The organism is Amycolatopsis nivea, assembly GCF_004522235.1.
Classification (GTDB): Bacteria; Actinomycetota; Actinomycetes; order Mycobacteriales; family Pseudonocardiaceae; genus Amycolatopsis; species Amycolatopsis nivea.
Genome location: NZ_SDLT01000024.1, coordinates 13,614 through 27,798 on the forward strand (window position 1 = coordinate 13,614; position 14,185 = coordinate 27,798).

Below are 14,185 nucleotides of genomic sequence, written 5' to 3' on the forward strand. Positions count from 1 at the left end.
CTTCGGCAAACGCCGTAATTGCCCACGTTTTCCGTGTTGAGAACCCGGATTCGTTCCGGATTCCGGCGCATTTCCGCTTCGCACCGCAGCGCCGCCCAGGACTTTTCCTCGCGGCCGCTCCCCAGCTCCGAGCTTCGGACGCCCGAGCGGATTCCCTTGCCTGGCTTGCGGTTTCGCGCCGATCGCTTGCCCGCCGCCGCGAACCTGAATCGCCGAGACCAAGCAGTGAGGTAATTCCGCGCTGAGCATTTCGCCCGCTCGCGACCGGTTTTCCGCCCCAGACACGCTCTCCCGGCATCGGCGGCTGTCCGGTCCCGCTGCTTTCCCGCCCGCGACATTCCTGCTCCGGGCAGCGGTTCCCGCTCCCCCGCCCGGAAACCGTTGCCCCGTCGCGGTTTCCCCGGCAGCATGCGCGGCACCGCTCCGGCGGGTTGCTCACTCACCGCAGCGAATCCGGAAGACCGCCGCCCCGGCTCGCCGCGCGCCCGCCCGGATTCTGCCGCCGCGAAGGGCGCCCGCCGACCGGTTCTGATTCCGCTCGGTGATCAATTTTCTCCCGGACGCCCCTCGCGCCGGCCGCCGCGGTCCGGCGGTGACCCGATCAGGCAGCGGCCAATCAGGTGGCCGCTTTCCCCCAGCCGGGTTACCTCCGACTACCGAGCCGCGAGGGCTACAGGACCGCGCGCAGCCGGTCGGCGATCGTGCCGATGCGGCCGAGGACGCCGTTGATGAACCGCGGCGAGTCGTCCGTCGAAAGTTCCTTCGCGAGGCCGACCGCTTCGTCGATCGCGACCGCGTCGGGGACGTCGCCCGACCACAGCATCTCGTACACGCCGACGCGCAGGACCGCCAAGTCCACCGGCGGCATCCGCTCGAGGGTCCAGCCCTGCGAGTGTTCCGCGAGAAGTTCGTCGATCCGCTCGCGGTGGGCCGTGACGCCCTCCACGACGGTGATCGTGTAGTCCGCGACCGGGTCGACCTCGACCGCGCCGACCCGGTCGGCCAGCAGCGTGACCGCGTCGGCGGACCGCTGGGCGGCCTCGTACAACATCTCGACCGCGCGCCGGCGCGCCTGCCGCCTGCTGATCGCGCCGCCGCGGTTCGGGTGCGGGGGAAGCTTGTCCGCCATCAGCTGGAGACGCGGCCGAGGTAACGGCCGTCGCGGGTGTCGACCTTGATCTTCTCGCCGGTCGTGAGGAACAGCGGGACCTGGATCTCCGCGCCGGTCTCGAGCGTCGCCGGCTTGGTGCCGCCGGTGGAGCGGTCGCCCTGCAGGCCCGGGTCGGTGTGCTGGACGACCAGCTCGACCGAGGTCGGCAGCTCGACGTACAGCGGCTCGCTCTCGTGCACCGCGACCTGGACCTCGGTGTTCTCGAGCATGTAGTTCGCGTTGTCGCCGACGGTCTCGGCGGGCACGGTGATCTGGTCGTAGGTGTCGCCGTCCATGAAGACGAAGTCCGCGCCGTCCTTGTACAGGTACGTCATGTTCCGGCGGTCCACCGTGGCCGTCTCGACCTTCGTGCCCGCGTTGAAGGTCTTGTCGACGACCTTGCCGGTCAGCACGTGCTTGAGCGTGGTGCGCACGAACGCACCGCCCTTGCCCGGCTTGACGTGCTGGAACGCGGTGACGCTCCACAGCTGGCCGTCCAGCTTGAGGACGAGTCCGTTCTTCAGGTCGTTGGTGGTGGCCACGAGTCTTCAGGTCTCCTGTGTTCGATCTCTTCGGCCGCGGCCGTCAGACGGCCACGAGGTCCTTGGTGCTCAGGGTGAGGAGTTCGGGTCCGGAGTCCCGCACGACGAGCGTGTCCTCGATGCGCACGCCACCGCGCCCCGCGAGGTACACGCCGGGCTCGACGGTGACCGCCATACCGGCGGACAGTGTACCGACGCCCGCTGCGGCGAGACTCGGTGCCTCATGCACTTCCAGCCCGACGCCGTGCCCGAGACCGTGCGCGAACTGCTCGCCGTACCCCGCGTCGGCGATCACCGAGCGGGCCGCGGCGTCCACTTCGGACACCACAGCGCCGGGCTGGACGGCCTCGCAGCCCGCCGCCTGCGCGCGGTGCACCAGGTCGTAGATCTCGCGCTGCCAGTCCGCGGGTTCGCCGATGACGACCATGCGGGTCATGTCCGAGTGGTAGCCGTCGACGGTGGCGCCGAAGTCGAATTTCACGAAGTCGCCGCGGTTCAGTTCGGCCCCGGTCGGGCGGTGGTGCGGAATCGCCGAGTTCGGCCCGGCGGCGACGATGGATTCGAAGGAGATCCCGGACGAACCGTGCTCCAGCATCCGGTTCTCCAGGTCGCGGGCCACTTCCAGTTCGGTCCGGCCCGGCCGCACTCCCCCGGCCTCGATCAGGGCGGCGAGCGCGCGGTCGGCGGCGGCGCACGCGGCGCGCAGGGCGGCGACCTCGACCTCGTCCTTGACCACTCGCAGCTGCTCGACCAGGCCCGGCGTGCGGACCAGTTCGACCCGGTCGAAGCGCACCTTGAGGTTCTCGTGCTCCTCGACGCTCACGTGCTGGCTCTCGAACCCGGTCCGGCCGTAGCCCTGCTCCGCGGCGTGCACCGCGAGCGCGCGGGCGCTGGCGCGGTCGAGCACGCGCTCCAGGTCGGGCACCTCCGACTCCGACTGGGTCGTGTAGCGCCCGTCGGTGCAGAACAGGGTCTTCGCGTCGCCTGCCGCGTGCAGCAGCAGCGCGGCGTTCGACCCGGTGAACCCGGTCAGGTAGCGGATGTTGAGCAGATCGGTGACCAGCAGCGCGTCGACCCCGTTCTCGTGGAGCAGGGCGGCGAGCGCGGCGCGGCGGCGAGCGTGGATTTCCGGCACGCGACCAGCTTAACCAGCGGCTTCCGACCCCTGTTCGGGCACGGTTTCAGCGCGGCTCCGGCACGGTTCCGGCGCGGCGGGGAGGACGGCCTACTGGCGGTTAACTTCGGCGCGCCTACACTCCGTCCATGCTGGGTGCCTGGTTGACGCGCGGGCTGGTCATGGCGGTCGTGCACGCCGCCGCGATGACGCTGCTCGCCAAGTGGTCCGTGTTCCACCCGACCGGCCAGACGCTGTTCACGTCGCTCGCCATCGCCGTGCTGGTCGGCGTGGCGGCGCTGTGGAGCGCGATCGACGGCTGGCGCGGCCTGCGCGACAGAGGGCGCGCGTGGTTCATCGCCTCCCTGGTCGCGGGCGTGTGCTCGGGCATCCTGTACGTGATCGGGCGGGCGATTTTCGTCGACCAGACCGGGGTTTCCGAGCTGGGAGCCGCGCTCACCGGCGGGGCGGCGTTCTCCGCGCTGCTGGTGCTGGTGCCCGCCGGGCTGGGATTGTTCGTCGGCGGCCGGATCCGGCGTCCGGCCGAGGATGCCGATGCCGACTCCGAGCCGGAGCCCGACGACGAGGACGAGGACGGCACCGGCAGCCGTTCCGGCGAACTCGAACTCCCGCCGAGCCCGGCCCCGCGGGAGGAGAAGCCGCCGGCCGAGAAGCCGAAGCCGTCTCCGGTCAGCCGCCAAGCGGCAAACCGCGCGCGGCGCCGTCCCACTGTTGCGGGTCGATCTCCTGCACCCCGGAACCGTTGAGCGACACGATCGTCGTGTCCGGCAGGCCGTAAAGCTGCCCGTCGAGCACCATGCCGTAGCCGCGGCCGTACGCGTGCACGACGGTCGCCCCCGAACGCAGGCGGGTTTTCACCGGCACCTCCGGCACCTGCGGCAACGGCCGGTTCACCAGTTCCCCGGCGAGCACCTCGGCGACTGAACGCCGGTCGATCCGGATCCGCTCGCCGCGGCGGAAGAGGTCGATCATGCGGTCCGGCGAGGGCATCGCGACGCCGTCGAAGGTCGCCGTGCTGCGCGCCGGGGTCGAGCAGCCGCCCGCGCCCTTCACGTCGAGCCCGAAGTGCTTCAGCCCGGTCGGCGCGCCCGACGGGCCGATCTCGGTGGCGCGCACGACGTCCAGCGAAACCAGGTCGCACGGGTCGCTGACCGACGTCGGCGCGTGCCCGTCGGGACGGCGGACGAGACCGGGGCCTTCCTTCCACGCGCCCGGGATCACGACCGGTTTGTACGGCTGCATCGTGAAATCGCGGTCCCAGAAGGTGATCGTGGTGCCGTCCGCGGTTTCGTGCGCGATGGCGAAGGCGTCGAGCGCGCCGACCCACTCCAGGTCGACGCTGAACGCGTCGACCACCGAACGGGTCCGCGGCGCGGCGGTGGTCGCGGTGGGCTCGAAGCCCTTCTCCCCCAACGCTTCCACGCCCTCGCGGAACGCCGGGTCGTGCGCCCGGATCACGAACTGGCCCGCCCCGTTCCACCCCGCCGCGCGGCCGGTGGTGTCGGTGAACATCAGGTAGTACCAGCCGTCGAGGAAGACCACCGAGGGCTGGCCGGCGCCGTAGACGTTGGCGCGGTGGACGTCGTGGGACGCGCCGAGAATCGGTTTGCCGCCGTTCGAACGGGTCCAGTGGATGCCGTCCGGGCTGGTGGCCATGCCGATCGCGTTGCCGAGCGCGTGGTCGCCCGCCGCGCCGGTGTAGTACATGAAGTAGGTGCCGCCGACCCGCAGCACGGACGGATCGCAGGTGTGCATGCCGTCGAAGTTGCCGGGCGCGCCGGACAGGACCGCCGCTGGCGCGCCGCCGCCCGGCCCGGTGAAGGGTCCGTCGGCCGAGGGACCTTCGGCGTAGAGGATGTCGTCCCCCGGCGGCGGGGCGCTGCTGTACTGGCTGCACCACCAGATCCGGGTGCGGCCGTTCTCGACCATCACGGTGGGGCCGTAGTTGTAGGACGCGTCCGCGGCCCCCGCCGCCACGACGCCGCCGCTCTGCCTGCTGGCCCCCGAGGCGAGCGCGACGTCCGCCGCCCGAGGCGGATCCTTCGGCGTTTGGGGCGCCCCGCCCGCGATGCCGCCGTGCCCGGTGCCCTCGGCCTGCGGCTGGGCCAACGTCTGACTGCACCCGGAAACGAGGGATCCGGCGATCAGCAGCGAGAGCAGCTGACGCACGGGTCGCCGACCCCCACGACGAAACGGGTGCATGATCGCCGAGTGTAGCGACAGCGGCACCGGATGGGTGAACCACGTCGCGCATCCGCCGGTCAGACGGCGGGTTTACCGGGGGCTTGCTTTTCGGCTGGTGCGCGGTGGTCTTTCGCCCGCTGGCCTGGGGTGGCTGCCTGGCGTCGGGCGGGGCATGGCTGTCCGCGCCAAGTCTGGCGGTTGTTGCGGGCGCGGGGTCTCTGAAAGCCCGCCCTGCTGCCTGAACCGCCCCGCCGCAAAGTCAGGACGAGCGCGCGGCAATCCAGCGCAACACGAACCCGCAACCATCCGCCTCAACGCCAGCGATCCCGCCGGTCGCGATGCACGAAAGCCCGCCGTGCGCCCGAAACCACCTCGTCACAGCTCCCGCCGCGAGGTCGGGACGTGTGCACCACAATCCAGCTCAATGCGTGCCCTTGGCTACCCGCCCCAAAACCAGCGATCCCGCCGGTTGCGGGGGTTCCGCGGGGAGGTCAGGACGCGTGCGCGGCAATCCAGTGCAACGCGAGCCCGTGACCATCCGCCCCAAACCAGCGATCACGCCGGTCCCGAAGCTCCCGCCGCGACGTCAGGACGCGTGCGCGGCAATCCAGCGCAACGCGAGCCCGTAACCGTCCACGCCGAGGCCGACGATCACCCCGGTCGCGATGTCGGAAAGCACGCTGTGGTGCCGGAATTCCTCGCGTTTGTGCACGTTGCTGATGTGCAGTTCGATCAGCGGTGCGGTGAGCTGCGCGGCGGCGTCGCGGACGGCGATCGAGTAGTGGGTCCACGCGCCCGCGTTCAGCACGACCGGCGCGCCCGCGTCGGCGGCCTCGTGCAGCCAGCCGACCAGTTCGCCCTCGTGGTCGGTCTGACGCACCTCGACGTCGAGGCCCAGTTCCTGGCCGGTCGAGACGCACAGTTGCGCGAGGTCGTCATGAGTGGTGGAGCCGTAGACATCCGGCTCGCGTTTGCCGAGGCGGCCCAGGTTGGGGCCGTTGAACACGAACGTCTTCACAGCAGCACGCTCCCGCCGTTTCCGGAGGGCTCGGCCGCGATCGCCGAGTACGCGGCGGCGAGCAGCGACGGGTCGGGGCCTTCCAGCCTGCCGGGTTTGGCGAGCCCGTCGAGGACGACGAAGCGCAGCACGCCGGAGCGGGTTTTCTTGTCGCCCTTCATGGTTTCCAGCAGCTGCGACAGCGCGTCCGGGTCGTAGGCGGTGGGCAGGCCGATCAGTTTGAGCACCGAGGCGTGGCGGTCGGCGGTGGCGTCGTCGAGGCGTCCGGCGAGGCGGGCCAGTTCCGCCGCGAACACCAGGCCGACGCTGACCGCCGCGCCGTGACGCCAGCGGTAGCGCTCGCGGCGTTCGATGGCGTGGCCGAGGGTGTGGCCGTAGTTGAGGATTTCGCGCAGGTCGGACTCGCGCAGGTCGGCCGCGACGACGTCGGCCTTCACCTGGATCGAGCGGCGGACCAGTTCAGCGAGCACGTCGCCGGTCGGGTCGAGCGCCTGCTCCGGGTCGGCCTCGATCAGTTCGAGGATGCGCGGGTCGGCGATGAAACCGGTCTTGACGATCTCGGCCATGCCGGCGACGAGTTCGTTGCGCGGCAAGGATTCCAGCGTCGCGAGGTCGACCAGGACGGCCGAGGGCTCGTGGAAGACGCCGACGAGGTTCTTGCCCGCTTCGGTGTTGATGCCGGTCTTCCCGCCGACCGCCGCGTCGACCATGCCGAGCAGCGTCGTCGGCACGTTCACCAGCCGGACGCCGCGCATCCAGGTGCCCGCGACGAACCCGGCGAGGTCGGTGACCGCCCCGCCGCCGAGCGCGACGACCACGCCGCGCCGGTCCAGCCCGATCCGGCCGAGCACCTCCCAGCAGAAACTGGCGACCGAGAACGCCTTGCCGTCCTCCGCGTCGGGAATCTCGACGCGGTGCGCGTCGAGCCCGGCCGCGGCCAGCTCGTCGCGAACGGCCTCGGCGGTGGCGGTGAGCGTCGGCGGGTGGATCAGCGCGACCTTCGACGCGTCGGCGAGCTGCTCGGTGAGTTCGCCGAGCAGGCCGCGCCCCACGAGCACGTCGTACGGCTGCGCGGTGGCGACCCGGATCCGGACGGGCGGGGTGGCGGACACGGTTCTCCTCACTGCTCCCGGACCGGGAGGTCCTGGGCGGGGTGGTGACTCAACGGCATCGGCTGGGTGCGGCCGAGGCTGGTGCGGACGGGGTGACTGGCGGTGGGGTGCTGGTCCGCGGCGGGGTGCTGGTTCGCGCCGGGGACGGCCGAGGCCAGCAGATCCGGCGAACCGGTCGGCACGATTCGGCCCGCGGCGCGCGGTTCGGCGTGGCTGACCGGCCTAGGCGCTCCCGCTGGCCGGTCTCCGACAACGCGGCTCGGCGCGGCCGACCGGGCAGCCGCACTCGGACCTCGCTGACCGATTCTCCGGCAGGGCCATCGAACCGGCCAGCCGGTTCGGCTCGACTCGGCGGGCCGCAGTCGGCTCGGCGGGGCCAGCGGACTCGGCCAACCGATCCGGCGCGACCCGGCGGGCCGCACTTGGCTCAGCGCGGTCAGCCAGGCGGGGCCGGGCTGGCTCCGCTGGCTGGGTCCGGGCCGGTGGCGGGTCACTGTTCGCGGACCCGGTCGGGTTCGAGGGCGGCGACGGCGGCCGCGACGACCTCTTCTGGCGTGCGTTTGTCGGTCTCGATCTCGACGGTCGCCACCTCGCGGTACACCGGCAGCCGCTGGTCGAGCAGGGCTTTGAAGGTGGCGCGCGGGTTGATGCCGGCGAGCAGCGGGCGGGCGCTGGACATCCCGGTGCGCTGCACGCCCGCGGCGAGCCCGACGTTCAGGAAGACCACCGTGTGGTCCTGAAGCCGGGCGCGGGTCCCGGGGGTGAGCGGGGCGCCGCCGCCGAGGGAGAGGACTCCGTCGTGTTCGGCGAGGGCGGTGGCGACCGCTTCCTCCTCGAGCGCGCGGAAGGCGGGTTCGCCGTCGTCGGCGAAGATGTCCGAGATGGCGCGTCCGGCGCGGGCGACGATGTCGTCGTCGGTGTCGCGGAAGGACACGCCGAGCGCGGCGGCCAGCAGCGGGCCGACCGTGCTCTTGCCCGAGCCCGGCGGTCCGATGACGACCGCGCGCGGGCTCACCAGCGCTCCTCGAGCGCCTTCAAGTACGACTGCGCGTTGCGCCGGGTCTCGGCCAGCGAGTCGCCGCCGAACTTCTCCAGTGCCGCGTCCGCGACGACCAGCGCCACGACCGACTCCAGCACCACGCCCGCGCGCGGCACTGCGCACACGTCGGAACGCTGGTGGATCGCCACGGCTGGCTCGCCGGTCCGGACGTCCACTGTGGACAGTGCCTTGGGCACGGTCGAGATCGGCTTCATCGCGACGCGCACCCGCAGCGGTTCGCCGTTGGTGATGCCGCCTTCGAGCCCGCCCGCGCGGTTCGACCGGCGCGTGACGCCGACCGGTCCGGTGCCGCGGTCGATCTCGTCGTGCGCCTGGCTTCCCCAGCGGCGGGCGGTGGTGAAGCCGTCGCCGACCTCGACGCCCTTCATCGCCTGCACGCCCATGAGCGCGCCGGCGAGCCGCGCGTCGAGACGGCGGTCCCAGTGCACGTGCGAGCCGAGGCCCGGCGGCAGCCCGTAGACGATCACCTCGATCACGCCGCCGACGGTGTCGCCTGCCTTCCGCACCGCGTCGACCTCGGCGACCATCGCCTCGGTCCCCTCGGCCGAGAACGCGCGCACCGGGCTCTCGTCGATCGCCGCGAGGTCGCCCGGCTGCGGGAGCGGGCCGTCGGGAGCGTCCGCGCCGCCGATGGAGACGACGTGGCTCAGCACCTCGGCCCCGAGCAGCTGCCGCAGGAAGTTCCGCGCGACCGTGCCGAGCGCGGTCCGCGAGGCCGTCTCGCGAGCGCTGGCGCGCTCCAGGACGGGACGGGCCTCGTCGAAGCCGTACTTCTGCATGCCGGGCAGGTCGGCGTGCCCCGGGCGGGGCCGGGTCAGCGGCTCGTTGCGGGCAAGCCCGGCGAGTTCAGCCTCGTCGACCGGATCGGTCGCCATGACCTTCTCCCACTTGGGCCACTCGGCGTTCTCGATCTGGACGGCGATCGGGCCGCCCTGGGTGACCCCGTGCCGGACCCCGCCGAGGAACTGGACCTGGTCGGTCTCGAAGCCCATCCGGGGGCTGCGGCCGAACCCGAGCCGGCGCCGCGCGAGCTGCGCGGAGAGGTCCGAGGTCGTCACCTCCACCCCGGCAGGCAGCCCTTCGAGCACAGCGGCGAGGGCGGGTCCGTGCGATTCTCCAGCGGTGATCCAGCGCAGCACCGGCCAATCCTGTCACGGCGCGTCCGGCGGCCTGGCAGAGCCCCTGGCCTCAGGCGATGCCCGTTCCAGCGGCTGGGAAGACCGCGCACGCCCAGGTGGCCAGAACCAAGCCCGGGCCGTAGGGGACGCGGAGGGGGCCGGCGCGGATTCGGGAGACGGCGGGGTCGGGCGGCGGTGCGGATTGGGCGGGCCTCGGCGGGACGGCGGCACCGGTTGGTGTGGGGGCTGGAGCAGGCGGCGCGGCAGCGGGAGCGGGCGGCGCGGAAGCGAGGCTGGTCGGCGATGCGGACGAGGCGGGCCTCGGCGGGACGGCGACGCCGGTTGACGTGGGGGCTGGAGCAGACGGCGCGGTAGCGGGGCCGGTCGACGATGCGGACGAGGCAGGCCTCGGCGGGAGGGCGGTGCCGGTTGGCGTGGGGGCCGGACCAGACGGCGCAGCGGGAGCGAGCGGCACGGGATCGACGTCGGTCGGCGAGAGGGCAACGGCCGTCGGCGACGGAGCTGAGTCGGTTGACGCGAGGGGGACGTCGGTCGCCGACGGTGGGTGACCGACGCGGCGGGTGGGGTTAGTCGCTGGTGGCGCGGAAGCGACCTGGGTTGGGGCGGGTTCCTGGAGTCCTCCTGCGGTCGCGGTCGAACTGATGGCGGACAAGGGCGGAGCGAACGCGGGCAGTCGAGCGGACCCGCGCAGTTGACGGATCCGGCGTGTCAGCCACATCGGCACGAAAGCCGCCACGCTCACCAGCGCCGCCAGAACCGCCGCCACCGCTGGGGCCATTCCGCCGACTGCGCCTAGGACAGCGCCGAAGGACCCGGCCAGTTTCACGTCCCCTGGGCCGAGGCCGCCCGCCGACAGTCGGTGGACGATCAGGTGTGTTCCGCCGAACAGCAGGCAGCCCAGGAGGGCGCCAGCGGCCAAGCGCCAGCCTCCGCCGCTCAGGGCGGCGAGGGTGAGGGTCAGGGCGACGGCGGGGTAAGCGGGCAGGGTCAGGACGTCCGGGAGACGACGGTGCCGGGCGTCAGCCAGCGCGAGGGGTACGCCGAGCACCGAGACCAGCCACGCCACGGGGAGCCACCAAGCCGGGAGTGCACCCGCGTCGGCGCGGGACGCGGCCACGGCGGCTGCCGCCACGGCGGTGGTCATGCCCAGCACCGCGGAGACCGGGGCACCGGCTTTCTTCGTCATCACCAGCAGCACGGGGACCACCGCCCCGGCTGCGAGCACTGCTGTCAAAACCATGCGACCAGCCTGTCGCCAACGCCTGGACCAGGGCAAACAAACCACTGCGCGAGGGGACCCCTCGTGCGCGACACGCCGGAAGGTTCACTCGACAGAGGCAGAATCAGCTGGGGGAAGAAGCCAGAGCCTCCGGCGAGGAACGCGGCGGAAAAAGCATGAGCCGGAGGGGAGAAGCCACAACCCCACCGAGATCAGCCCATGGGCGAAAGCATCAGCCGGGGGAAGAGGCCAACGCCTCGGCGAGGTCAGCCGCGGGACAAAGCATCAGCCGGGCGGACGAAGCAACAGCCCCACCGAGATCGGCAGTGGGGAAAGCACCAGCCAGGGTAGAAGCCACAGCCCGCTGAGATCATCCGTGGGAAGAGACCAACTCCCCGGCCAGGAAAGCCCGCCGGTATCCCGACGGATTGACGCCCCGCAAGCGTTTGAAGGCCGCGCTGAAGCCGAACGCGTCCGAGTAGCCCACCGCGCAGGCCACCTCCGCGATCGGCATTGACGGCTGTTCCGTCAGGAGGTCCGCGGCCAGGGTCATCCGCCATCGGGTCAGGTACGTCATCGGCGGCTCCCCTACCAGGTCCGCGAAGCGTTTGGCCAGGGTGGACCGCGAGACTCCGGCTCGGGCGGCCAGTGTGACGACCGTCCACGGGGCTGCCGGGTCCGCGTGCAGCAGGCGCAGCGCGGCGCCCACCACCGGGTCTCGCTGGGCTGCCCACCACGGCGGCGGGGTGCCGCCTGGGCGGTCGAACCAGTCGCGCAGCAGGCAGACCAGCATCCAGTCCAGGAGGCGGTCCAGGACGACTTGCTGACCGGGCGCGTCGACGGCCAGTTCGGCGGCCAGGTGGTCCAGCACCGGGTCTTCCGCGTCCGAGGAAGGCGGCCGGACCACTACCGGCAGTGCGTCCAGCAGCGCGGCCATGCGGCTGCGGCTGTGTCCGGGATACGCGCCGACGATCAGGTTGGTTTCGCCGTAGAACGGGTCGTTCCAGCCCAGGTGGTGCTGGGTGCCGCCCTGGTCGGGGGTGGCGCAGAACTCGCCGCATTCGACGGGGGCGGCGGGGGTGTCCGGGCGGTCCACGAAGGAGAACGGGCCGCGGACGAGAATGGTCTCGCGGGCGCGCAGCAGCTCGGGCGGATGGTCTTCCGGCACGATCCAGCCCTCGCCGCTCAACAGCGTGCACAGGGTCAGCGGAGGGCCGTCCACGAAGCGCAGCGACCACGGCGCGGACAGGGCCGTGCAGCCGAACAACGAACCGTGCGCCCGGACCCCGCGGATCAAATCGCTGAAGGCATCCACCTGCCCGAGGTTAGACGAATGGACAGGCAATCCGGCGTATCGCCTATGGGATCGTCCGAGAAAGCCCGGTTAAATCCCAGCCATGAGCACGCTGACCGACCATGATCTCGAGTTCCTCCGCCGTCCCCTGCACGGCTTCCTGACCGTCGCCGCCGGACCGCGTCCGCCGCAGCCGCGGCCGGTGTGGTTCGAGGCCGCCGATGACGGGACGATCCAGCTGTTCACCGCGCCGGACTCGGCGAAGATCCGCCAGCTGCGCGAGGATCCGCGCGCGTCGATCGTCGTCGCGGCTCCGGTCGGCGAACCGGAGCGCTGGGTGTCCGTCGCCGGGCGCGTCACGATCGAGGAAGACGGCGGGCACGACCTCGCCCGCAGGCTCGCCGCCCGGTACTGGGACCTCAGCACCGACGAGGGCGCGGCCGGGCTCAAGATCCTCGAAGAGCTGCCGCAGGTCCGGATCGTCATTCACCCGGAGAAAGTGCACCGCTACGCGTTCTGACCCGTCCGCGGACCTCCCGCACCAGCAGCACCAGACCGCAGACCACGCACACCGCTTCGGTGATCACGCCCCAGTACTCGTACTGGCTGTTGAACTGGTCGCGCACGCCGTAGAAGCCGACCGTCACCGACAGCAGGTACGCCAGCAGCGTCACGCCGCCGAAGCCCAGCGTGAAGAACGCCGGCAGCCAATGCCGCCAGGCGAGCAGCGCGATCGCGATCACCACGCCAGCGACGCCGTTCACCAGGAAAAGCGGCCCCACCACCGGGATGTCCGCGTAGCCGCTGCCCCAATACAGATAGAAGTGGATCGCCGCCGAGCCCGCCAGGCCAGCCGCGCCGAGTGCGCGCATCCAGGTCGTCAGCATGGGCGTCTCCTTCCGTGCGGAAAGCCGGATACGGACTACACGCACGGAAGGCCGCGGCGGTTCACGGGCAACTCGGACCGCCGCGGTTCGTTGCACTGGGCATGACTGCCGAACTGCACTCCCGCCGCGCCGCCCTCGCCTGCGGGGCGACCGTCGCGGGCACCGTCACCCTCGCCGCGTGCGGGGCCGGGGGCCAAGAGCCCAAGTCGGCCCCGCCGAAGCCGGGCGGGAAGGTGATCGCACTGGCGGAAGTGCCGGTGGGACAAGCGAAATACGCGAAGCTGATGAACGGCGACAACGTGGTCGTCGCGCAGCCGACAGCGGGGAAGGTCGTCTGTTTCAGCGCCGTCTGCACGCATCAAGGCTGCGAAGTGAACCCGCCGCAGAACGGCCAGGTGCGCTGCCCTTGCCACGGTTCGGTATTCGACGCGTTGACCGGCGCGGTGAAGCAGGGACCGGCGAGCACGCCACTGGCCGCAGTGGCGGTGAAGATCCAGAACGGGGACATCGTCTCCGCATGACCGGAATCGCCCTTTGTGGACGCTCACCGTCCACAAAGGGCGTTCGGCTCAATCGTTCCAGGTGAAAAGCTCGTCCCCGGCGGCGACCGTGCGGCCGCCTTCGAGGCCGGCGAGGACGTCGGCGGACGCGTCGAGCCCGACGACCGGGACGATCGGCGAGTAGCCCTTGGCGGCGACCGCCTCCGGGTCCCAGCCCACGATCGGCTGGCCAGCCCGCACCTTCTCGCCCTTGACGACGTGCAGGGTGAACCCCTCGCCCTTCTCCTTGACCGTGTCGATGCCGAGGTGCACGAGCACCGCGCGGCCGTCCTCAGTGGCCACGACGTACGCGTGCGGGTGCAGCGTCACCACGGTCCCGTCGACCGGGGCGACCGCGTCGGCGCGGCCGCCGGACGGCTTCACCGCGATGCCGGGGCCGACCATCGCCTCGGCGAACACCGGGTCCGGCACCTCGGTGATCGCGACGACATCGCCGGTAACCGGGCTCAGGATCGGCAGGCTCACATCAAGTCCTCGATGTCGCTGGCGATGGTGTCCGCCTCCGGGCCGACGATGACCTGGACCGCCGAGCCCATCTTCACGACGCCCATCGCGCCGGCCGACTTCAGCGCGGCCTCGTCCACCAAGGACATGTCCTCGATCTCGCACCGCAGCCGCGTGATGCAGCCCTCGATCTCGACGAGATTGTCCGCGCCGCCGAGCGCCGCGAGAATCTTTTCCGGCCTGTCATCCGCCATCGCGGCCTCCTCGTATCCCGTTGGTTTTCCACCTGGAACAGGTGCGCTCCGCCACCATTACTACGCCGTTTGCCACGTTGCCGAGCGAGCCCGGCCACGAACGGATAACGGTGGTTGACACCTGCTCGCGCTGCGGAGCATCCTGCCCCATCAGATCATTGGTCTAGACCGGAACGTACCAATCTTC

At 71.6% G+C, this 14,185-nt stretch carries 17 protein-coding genes; 3 read left to right on the forward strand and 14 right to left on the reverse strand.

The features are described from left to right. Positions 1–670 precede the first annotated feature (670 nt). The 3 genes from nusB to EIZ44_RS25885 are packed head-to-tail and all read right to left on the reverse strand — an operon-like array spanning position 671 to position 2,827. Positions 671–1,129 (reverse strand): transcription antitermination factor NusB, encoded by a 459-nt coding sequence (gene nusB / locus EIZ44_RS25875; RefSeq protein ID WP_037818946.1) that lies wholly within the window; start codon positions 1,127–1,129, stop codon positions 671–673. Further along, positions 1,129–1,692, reverse strand: a complete 564-nt coding sequence (gene efp / locus EIZ44_RS25880; protein ID WP_134666313.1) for an elongation factor P — start codon at positions 1,690–1,692, stop codon at positions 1,129–1,131. The genes nusB and efp overlap by 1 nt, the downstream gene beginning before the upstream one ends. A gap of 43 nt (positions 1,693–1,735) precedes the next feature. Beyond that, the gene (locus EIZ44_RS25885) at positions 1,736–2,827 is read right to left on the reverse strand and encodes a M24 family metallopeptidase (protein ID WP_037818948.1); all 1,092 of its coding nucleotides are present in this window, start codon (positions 2,825–2,827) and stop codon (positions 1,736–1,738) included. Between the two features lie 128 nt (positions 2,828–2,955). On the opposite strand from EIZ44_RS25885, the gene EIZ44_RS25890 reads away from it, so the two are divergent. Further along, positions 2,956–3,573 carry a B-4DMT family transporter gene (locus tag EIZ44_RS25890; protein WP_037818950.1) on the forward strand — a complete coding sequence of 206 codons (618 nt, stop codon included), beginning with the start codon at positions 2,956–2,958 and terminating at the stop codon, positions 3,571–3,573. On the opposite strand, the gene EIZ44_RS25895 is transcribed toward EIZ44_RS25890, so the two are convergent. From EIZ44_RS25895 to EIZ44_RS25925, 8 genes are all read right to left on the reverse strand, one after another. After that, positions 3,497–4,987 carry a glycoside hydrolase family protein gene (locus tag EIZ44_RS25895; RefSeq protein WP_037819198.1) on the reverse strand — a complete coding sequence of 497 codons (1,491 nt, stop codon included), beginning with the start codon at positions 4,985–4,987 and terminating at the stop codon, positions 3,497–3,499. The two genes, EIZ44_RS25890 and EIZ44_RS25895, sit on opposite strands and share 77 nt — an antisense overlap. A 610-nt stretch (positions 4,988–5,597) precedes the next feature. Continuing rightward, entirely contained in the window at positions 5,598–6,029 is a 432-nt protein-coding gene (gene aroQ, locus EIZ44_RS25900) for a type II 3-dehydroquinate dehydratase (RefSeq protein ID WP_037818952.1), read from the reverse strand. Then, on the reverse strand, positions 6,026–7,141 hold the full coding sequence (gene aroB, locus EIZ44_RS25905) for a 3-dehydroquinate synthase (RefSeq protein WP_134666321.1): 1,116 nt from the start codon (positions 7,139–7,141) through the stop codon (positions 6,026–6,028). The genes aroQ and aroB overlap by 4 nt, the downstream gene beginning before the upstream one ends. A gap of 8 nt (positions 7,142–7,149) precedes the next feature. Beyond that, positions 7,150–7,323, reverse strand: a complete 174-nt coding sequence (locus EIZ44_RS44865; RefSeq protein ID WP_167754278.1) for a hypothetical protein — start codon at positions 7,321–7,323, stop codon at positions 7,150–7,152. A 308-nt stretch (positions 7,324–7,631) separates the two neighbouring features. Continuing rightward, positions 7,632–8,156: a shikimate kinase gene (locus EIZ44_RS25910; RefSeq protein WP_205670102.1), complete on the reverse strand. Its 525-nt coding sequence runs from the start codon at positions 8,154–8,156 to the stop codon at positions 7,632–7,634. Then, positions 8,153–9,340: a chorismate synthase gene (aroC, locus tag EIZ44_RS25915; protein ID WP_037818955.1), complete on the reverse strand. Its 1,188-nt coding sequence runs from the start codon at positions 9,338–9,340 to the stop codon at positions 8,153–8,155. The genes EIZ44_RS25910 and aroC overlap by 4 nt, the downstream gene beginning before the upstream one ends. A 49-nt stretch (positions 9,341–9,389) precedes the next feature. Beyond that, positions 9,390–10,580, reverse strand: coding sequence for a prepilin peptidase (locus EIZ44_RS45980; protein WP_134731723.1), 1,191 nt, complete (start codon positions 10,578–10,580; stop codon positions 9,390–9,392). A gap of 349 nt (positions 10,581–10,929) precedes the next feature. Beyond that, positions 10,930–11,874, reverse strand: coding sequence for an AraC family transcriptional regulator (locus tag EIZ44_RS25925; RefSeq protein ID WP_134731725.1), 945 nt, complete (start codon positions 11,872–11,874; stop codon positions 10,930–10,932). 82 nt (positions 11,875–11,956) lie between these two features. On the opposite strand from EIZ44_RS25925, the gene EIZ44_RS25930 reads away from it, so the two are divergent. After that, complete coding sequence (locus tag EIZ44_RS25930; protein ID WP_134731728.1) at positions 11,957–12,373, forward strand: pyridoxamine 5'-phosphate oxidase family protein; 417 nt, start codon at positions 11,957–11,959, stop codon at positions 12,371–12,373. Here EIZ44_RS25930 and EIZ44_RS25935 read toward each other — a convergent pair. Next, the gene (locus EIZ44_RS25935; protein WP_134731730.1) at positions 12,336–12,740 is read right to left on the reverse strand and encodes a hypothetical protein; all 405 of its coding nucleotides are present in this window, start codon (positions 12,738–12,740) and stop codon (positions 12,336–12,338) included. The genes EIZ44_RS25930 and EIZ44_RS25935 overlap by 38 nt on opposite strands. Before the next feature lie 101 nt (positions 12,741–12,841). Here EIZ44_RS25935 and EIZ44_RS25940 point away from each other — a divergent pair, with 101 nt between their 5' ends. Beyond that, a complete protein-coding gene (locus EIZ44_RS25940; protein WP_037818961.1) occupies positions 12,842–13,261 on the forward strand; it encodes a Rieske (2Fe-2S) protein in 420 nt (139 codons plus the stop codon). Positions 13,262–13,309: 48 nt separating this feature from the next. Here the strand turns inward: EIZ44_RS25940 and EIZ44_RS25945 are convergent, their stop codons facing one another. Together EIZ44_RS25945 and EIZ44_RS25950 are read right to left on the reverse strand one after the other, a co-directional pair. Continuing rightward, positions 13,310–13,765, reverse strand: coding sequence for a PTS sugar transporter subunit IIA (locus EIZ44_RS25945; protein ID WP_134731732.1), 456 nt, complete (start codon positions 13,763–13,765; stop codon positions 13,310–13,312). Continuing rightward, complete coding sequence (locus EIZ44_RS25950) at positions 13,762–13,998, reverse strand: PTS sugar transporter subunit IIB (protein ID WP_037818963.1); 237 nt, start codon at positions 13,996–13,998, stop codon at positions 13,762–13,764. The genes EIZ44_RS25945 and EIZ44_RS25950 overlap by 4 nt, the downstream gene beginning before the upstream one ends. Positions 13,999–14,185 lie beyond the last annotated feature (187 nt).

Excerpts from the sequence above, each read along its gene's own strand:
- EIZ44_RS25930 (WP_134731728.1), top strand. The coding sequence starts at position 11,957 with ATGAGCACGCTGACCGACCATGATCTCGAGTTCCTCCGCCGTCCCCTG.
- EIZ44_RS25940 (WP_037818961.1), top strand. The coding sequence starts at position 12,842 with ATGACTGCCGAACTGCACTCCCGCCGCGCCGCCCTCGCCTGCGGGGCG.
- nusB (WP_037818946.1), bottom strand. The coding sequence starts at position 1,129 with ATGGCGGACAAGCTTCCCCCGCACCCGAACCGCGGCGGCGCGATCAGC.
- EIZ44_RS45980 (WP_134731723.1), bottom strand. The coding sequence starts at position 10,580 with ATGGTTTTGACAGCAGTGCTCGCAGCCGGGGCGGTGGTCCCCGTGCTG.
- EIZ44_RS25950 (WP_037818963.1), bottom strand. The coding sequence starts at position 13,998 with ATGGCGGATGACAGGCCGGAAAAGATTCTCGCGGCGCTCGGCGGCGCG.
- EIZ44_RS25935 (WP_134731730.1), bottom strand. The coding sequence starts at position 12,740 with ATGCTGACGACCTGGATGCGCGCACTCGGCGCGGCTGGCCTGGCGGGC.
- EIZ44_RS25890 (WP_037818950.1), top strand. The coding sequence starts at position 2,956 with ATGCTGGGTGCCTGGTTGACGCGCGGGCTGGTCATGGCGGTCGTGCAC.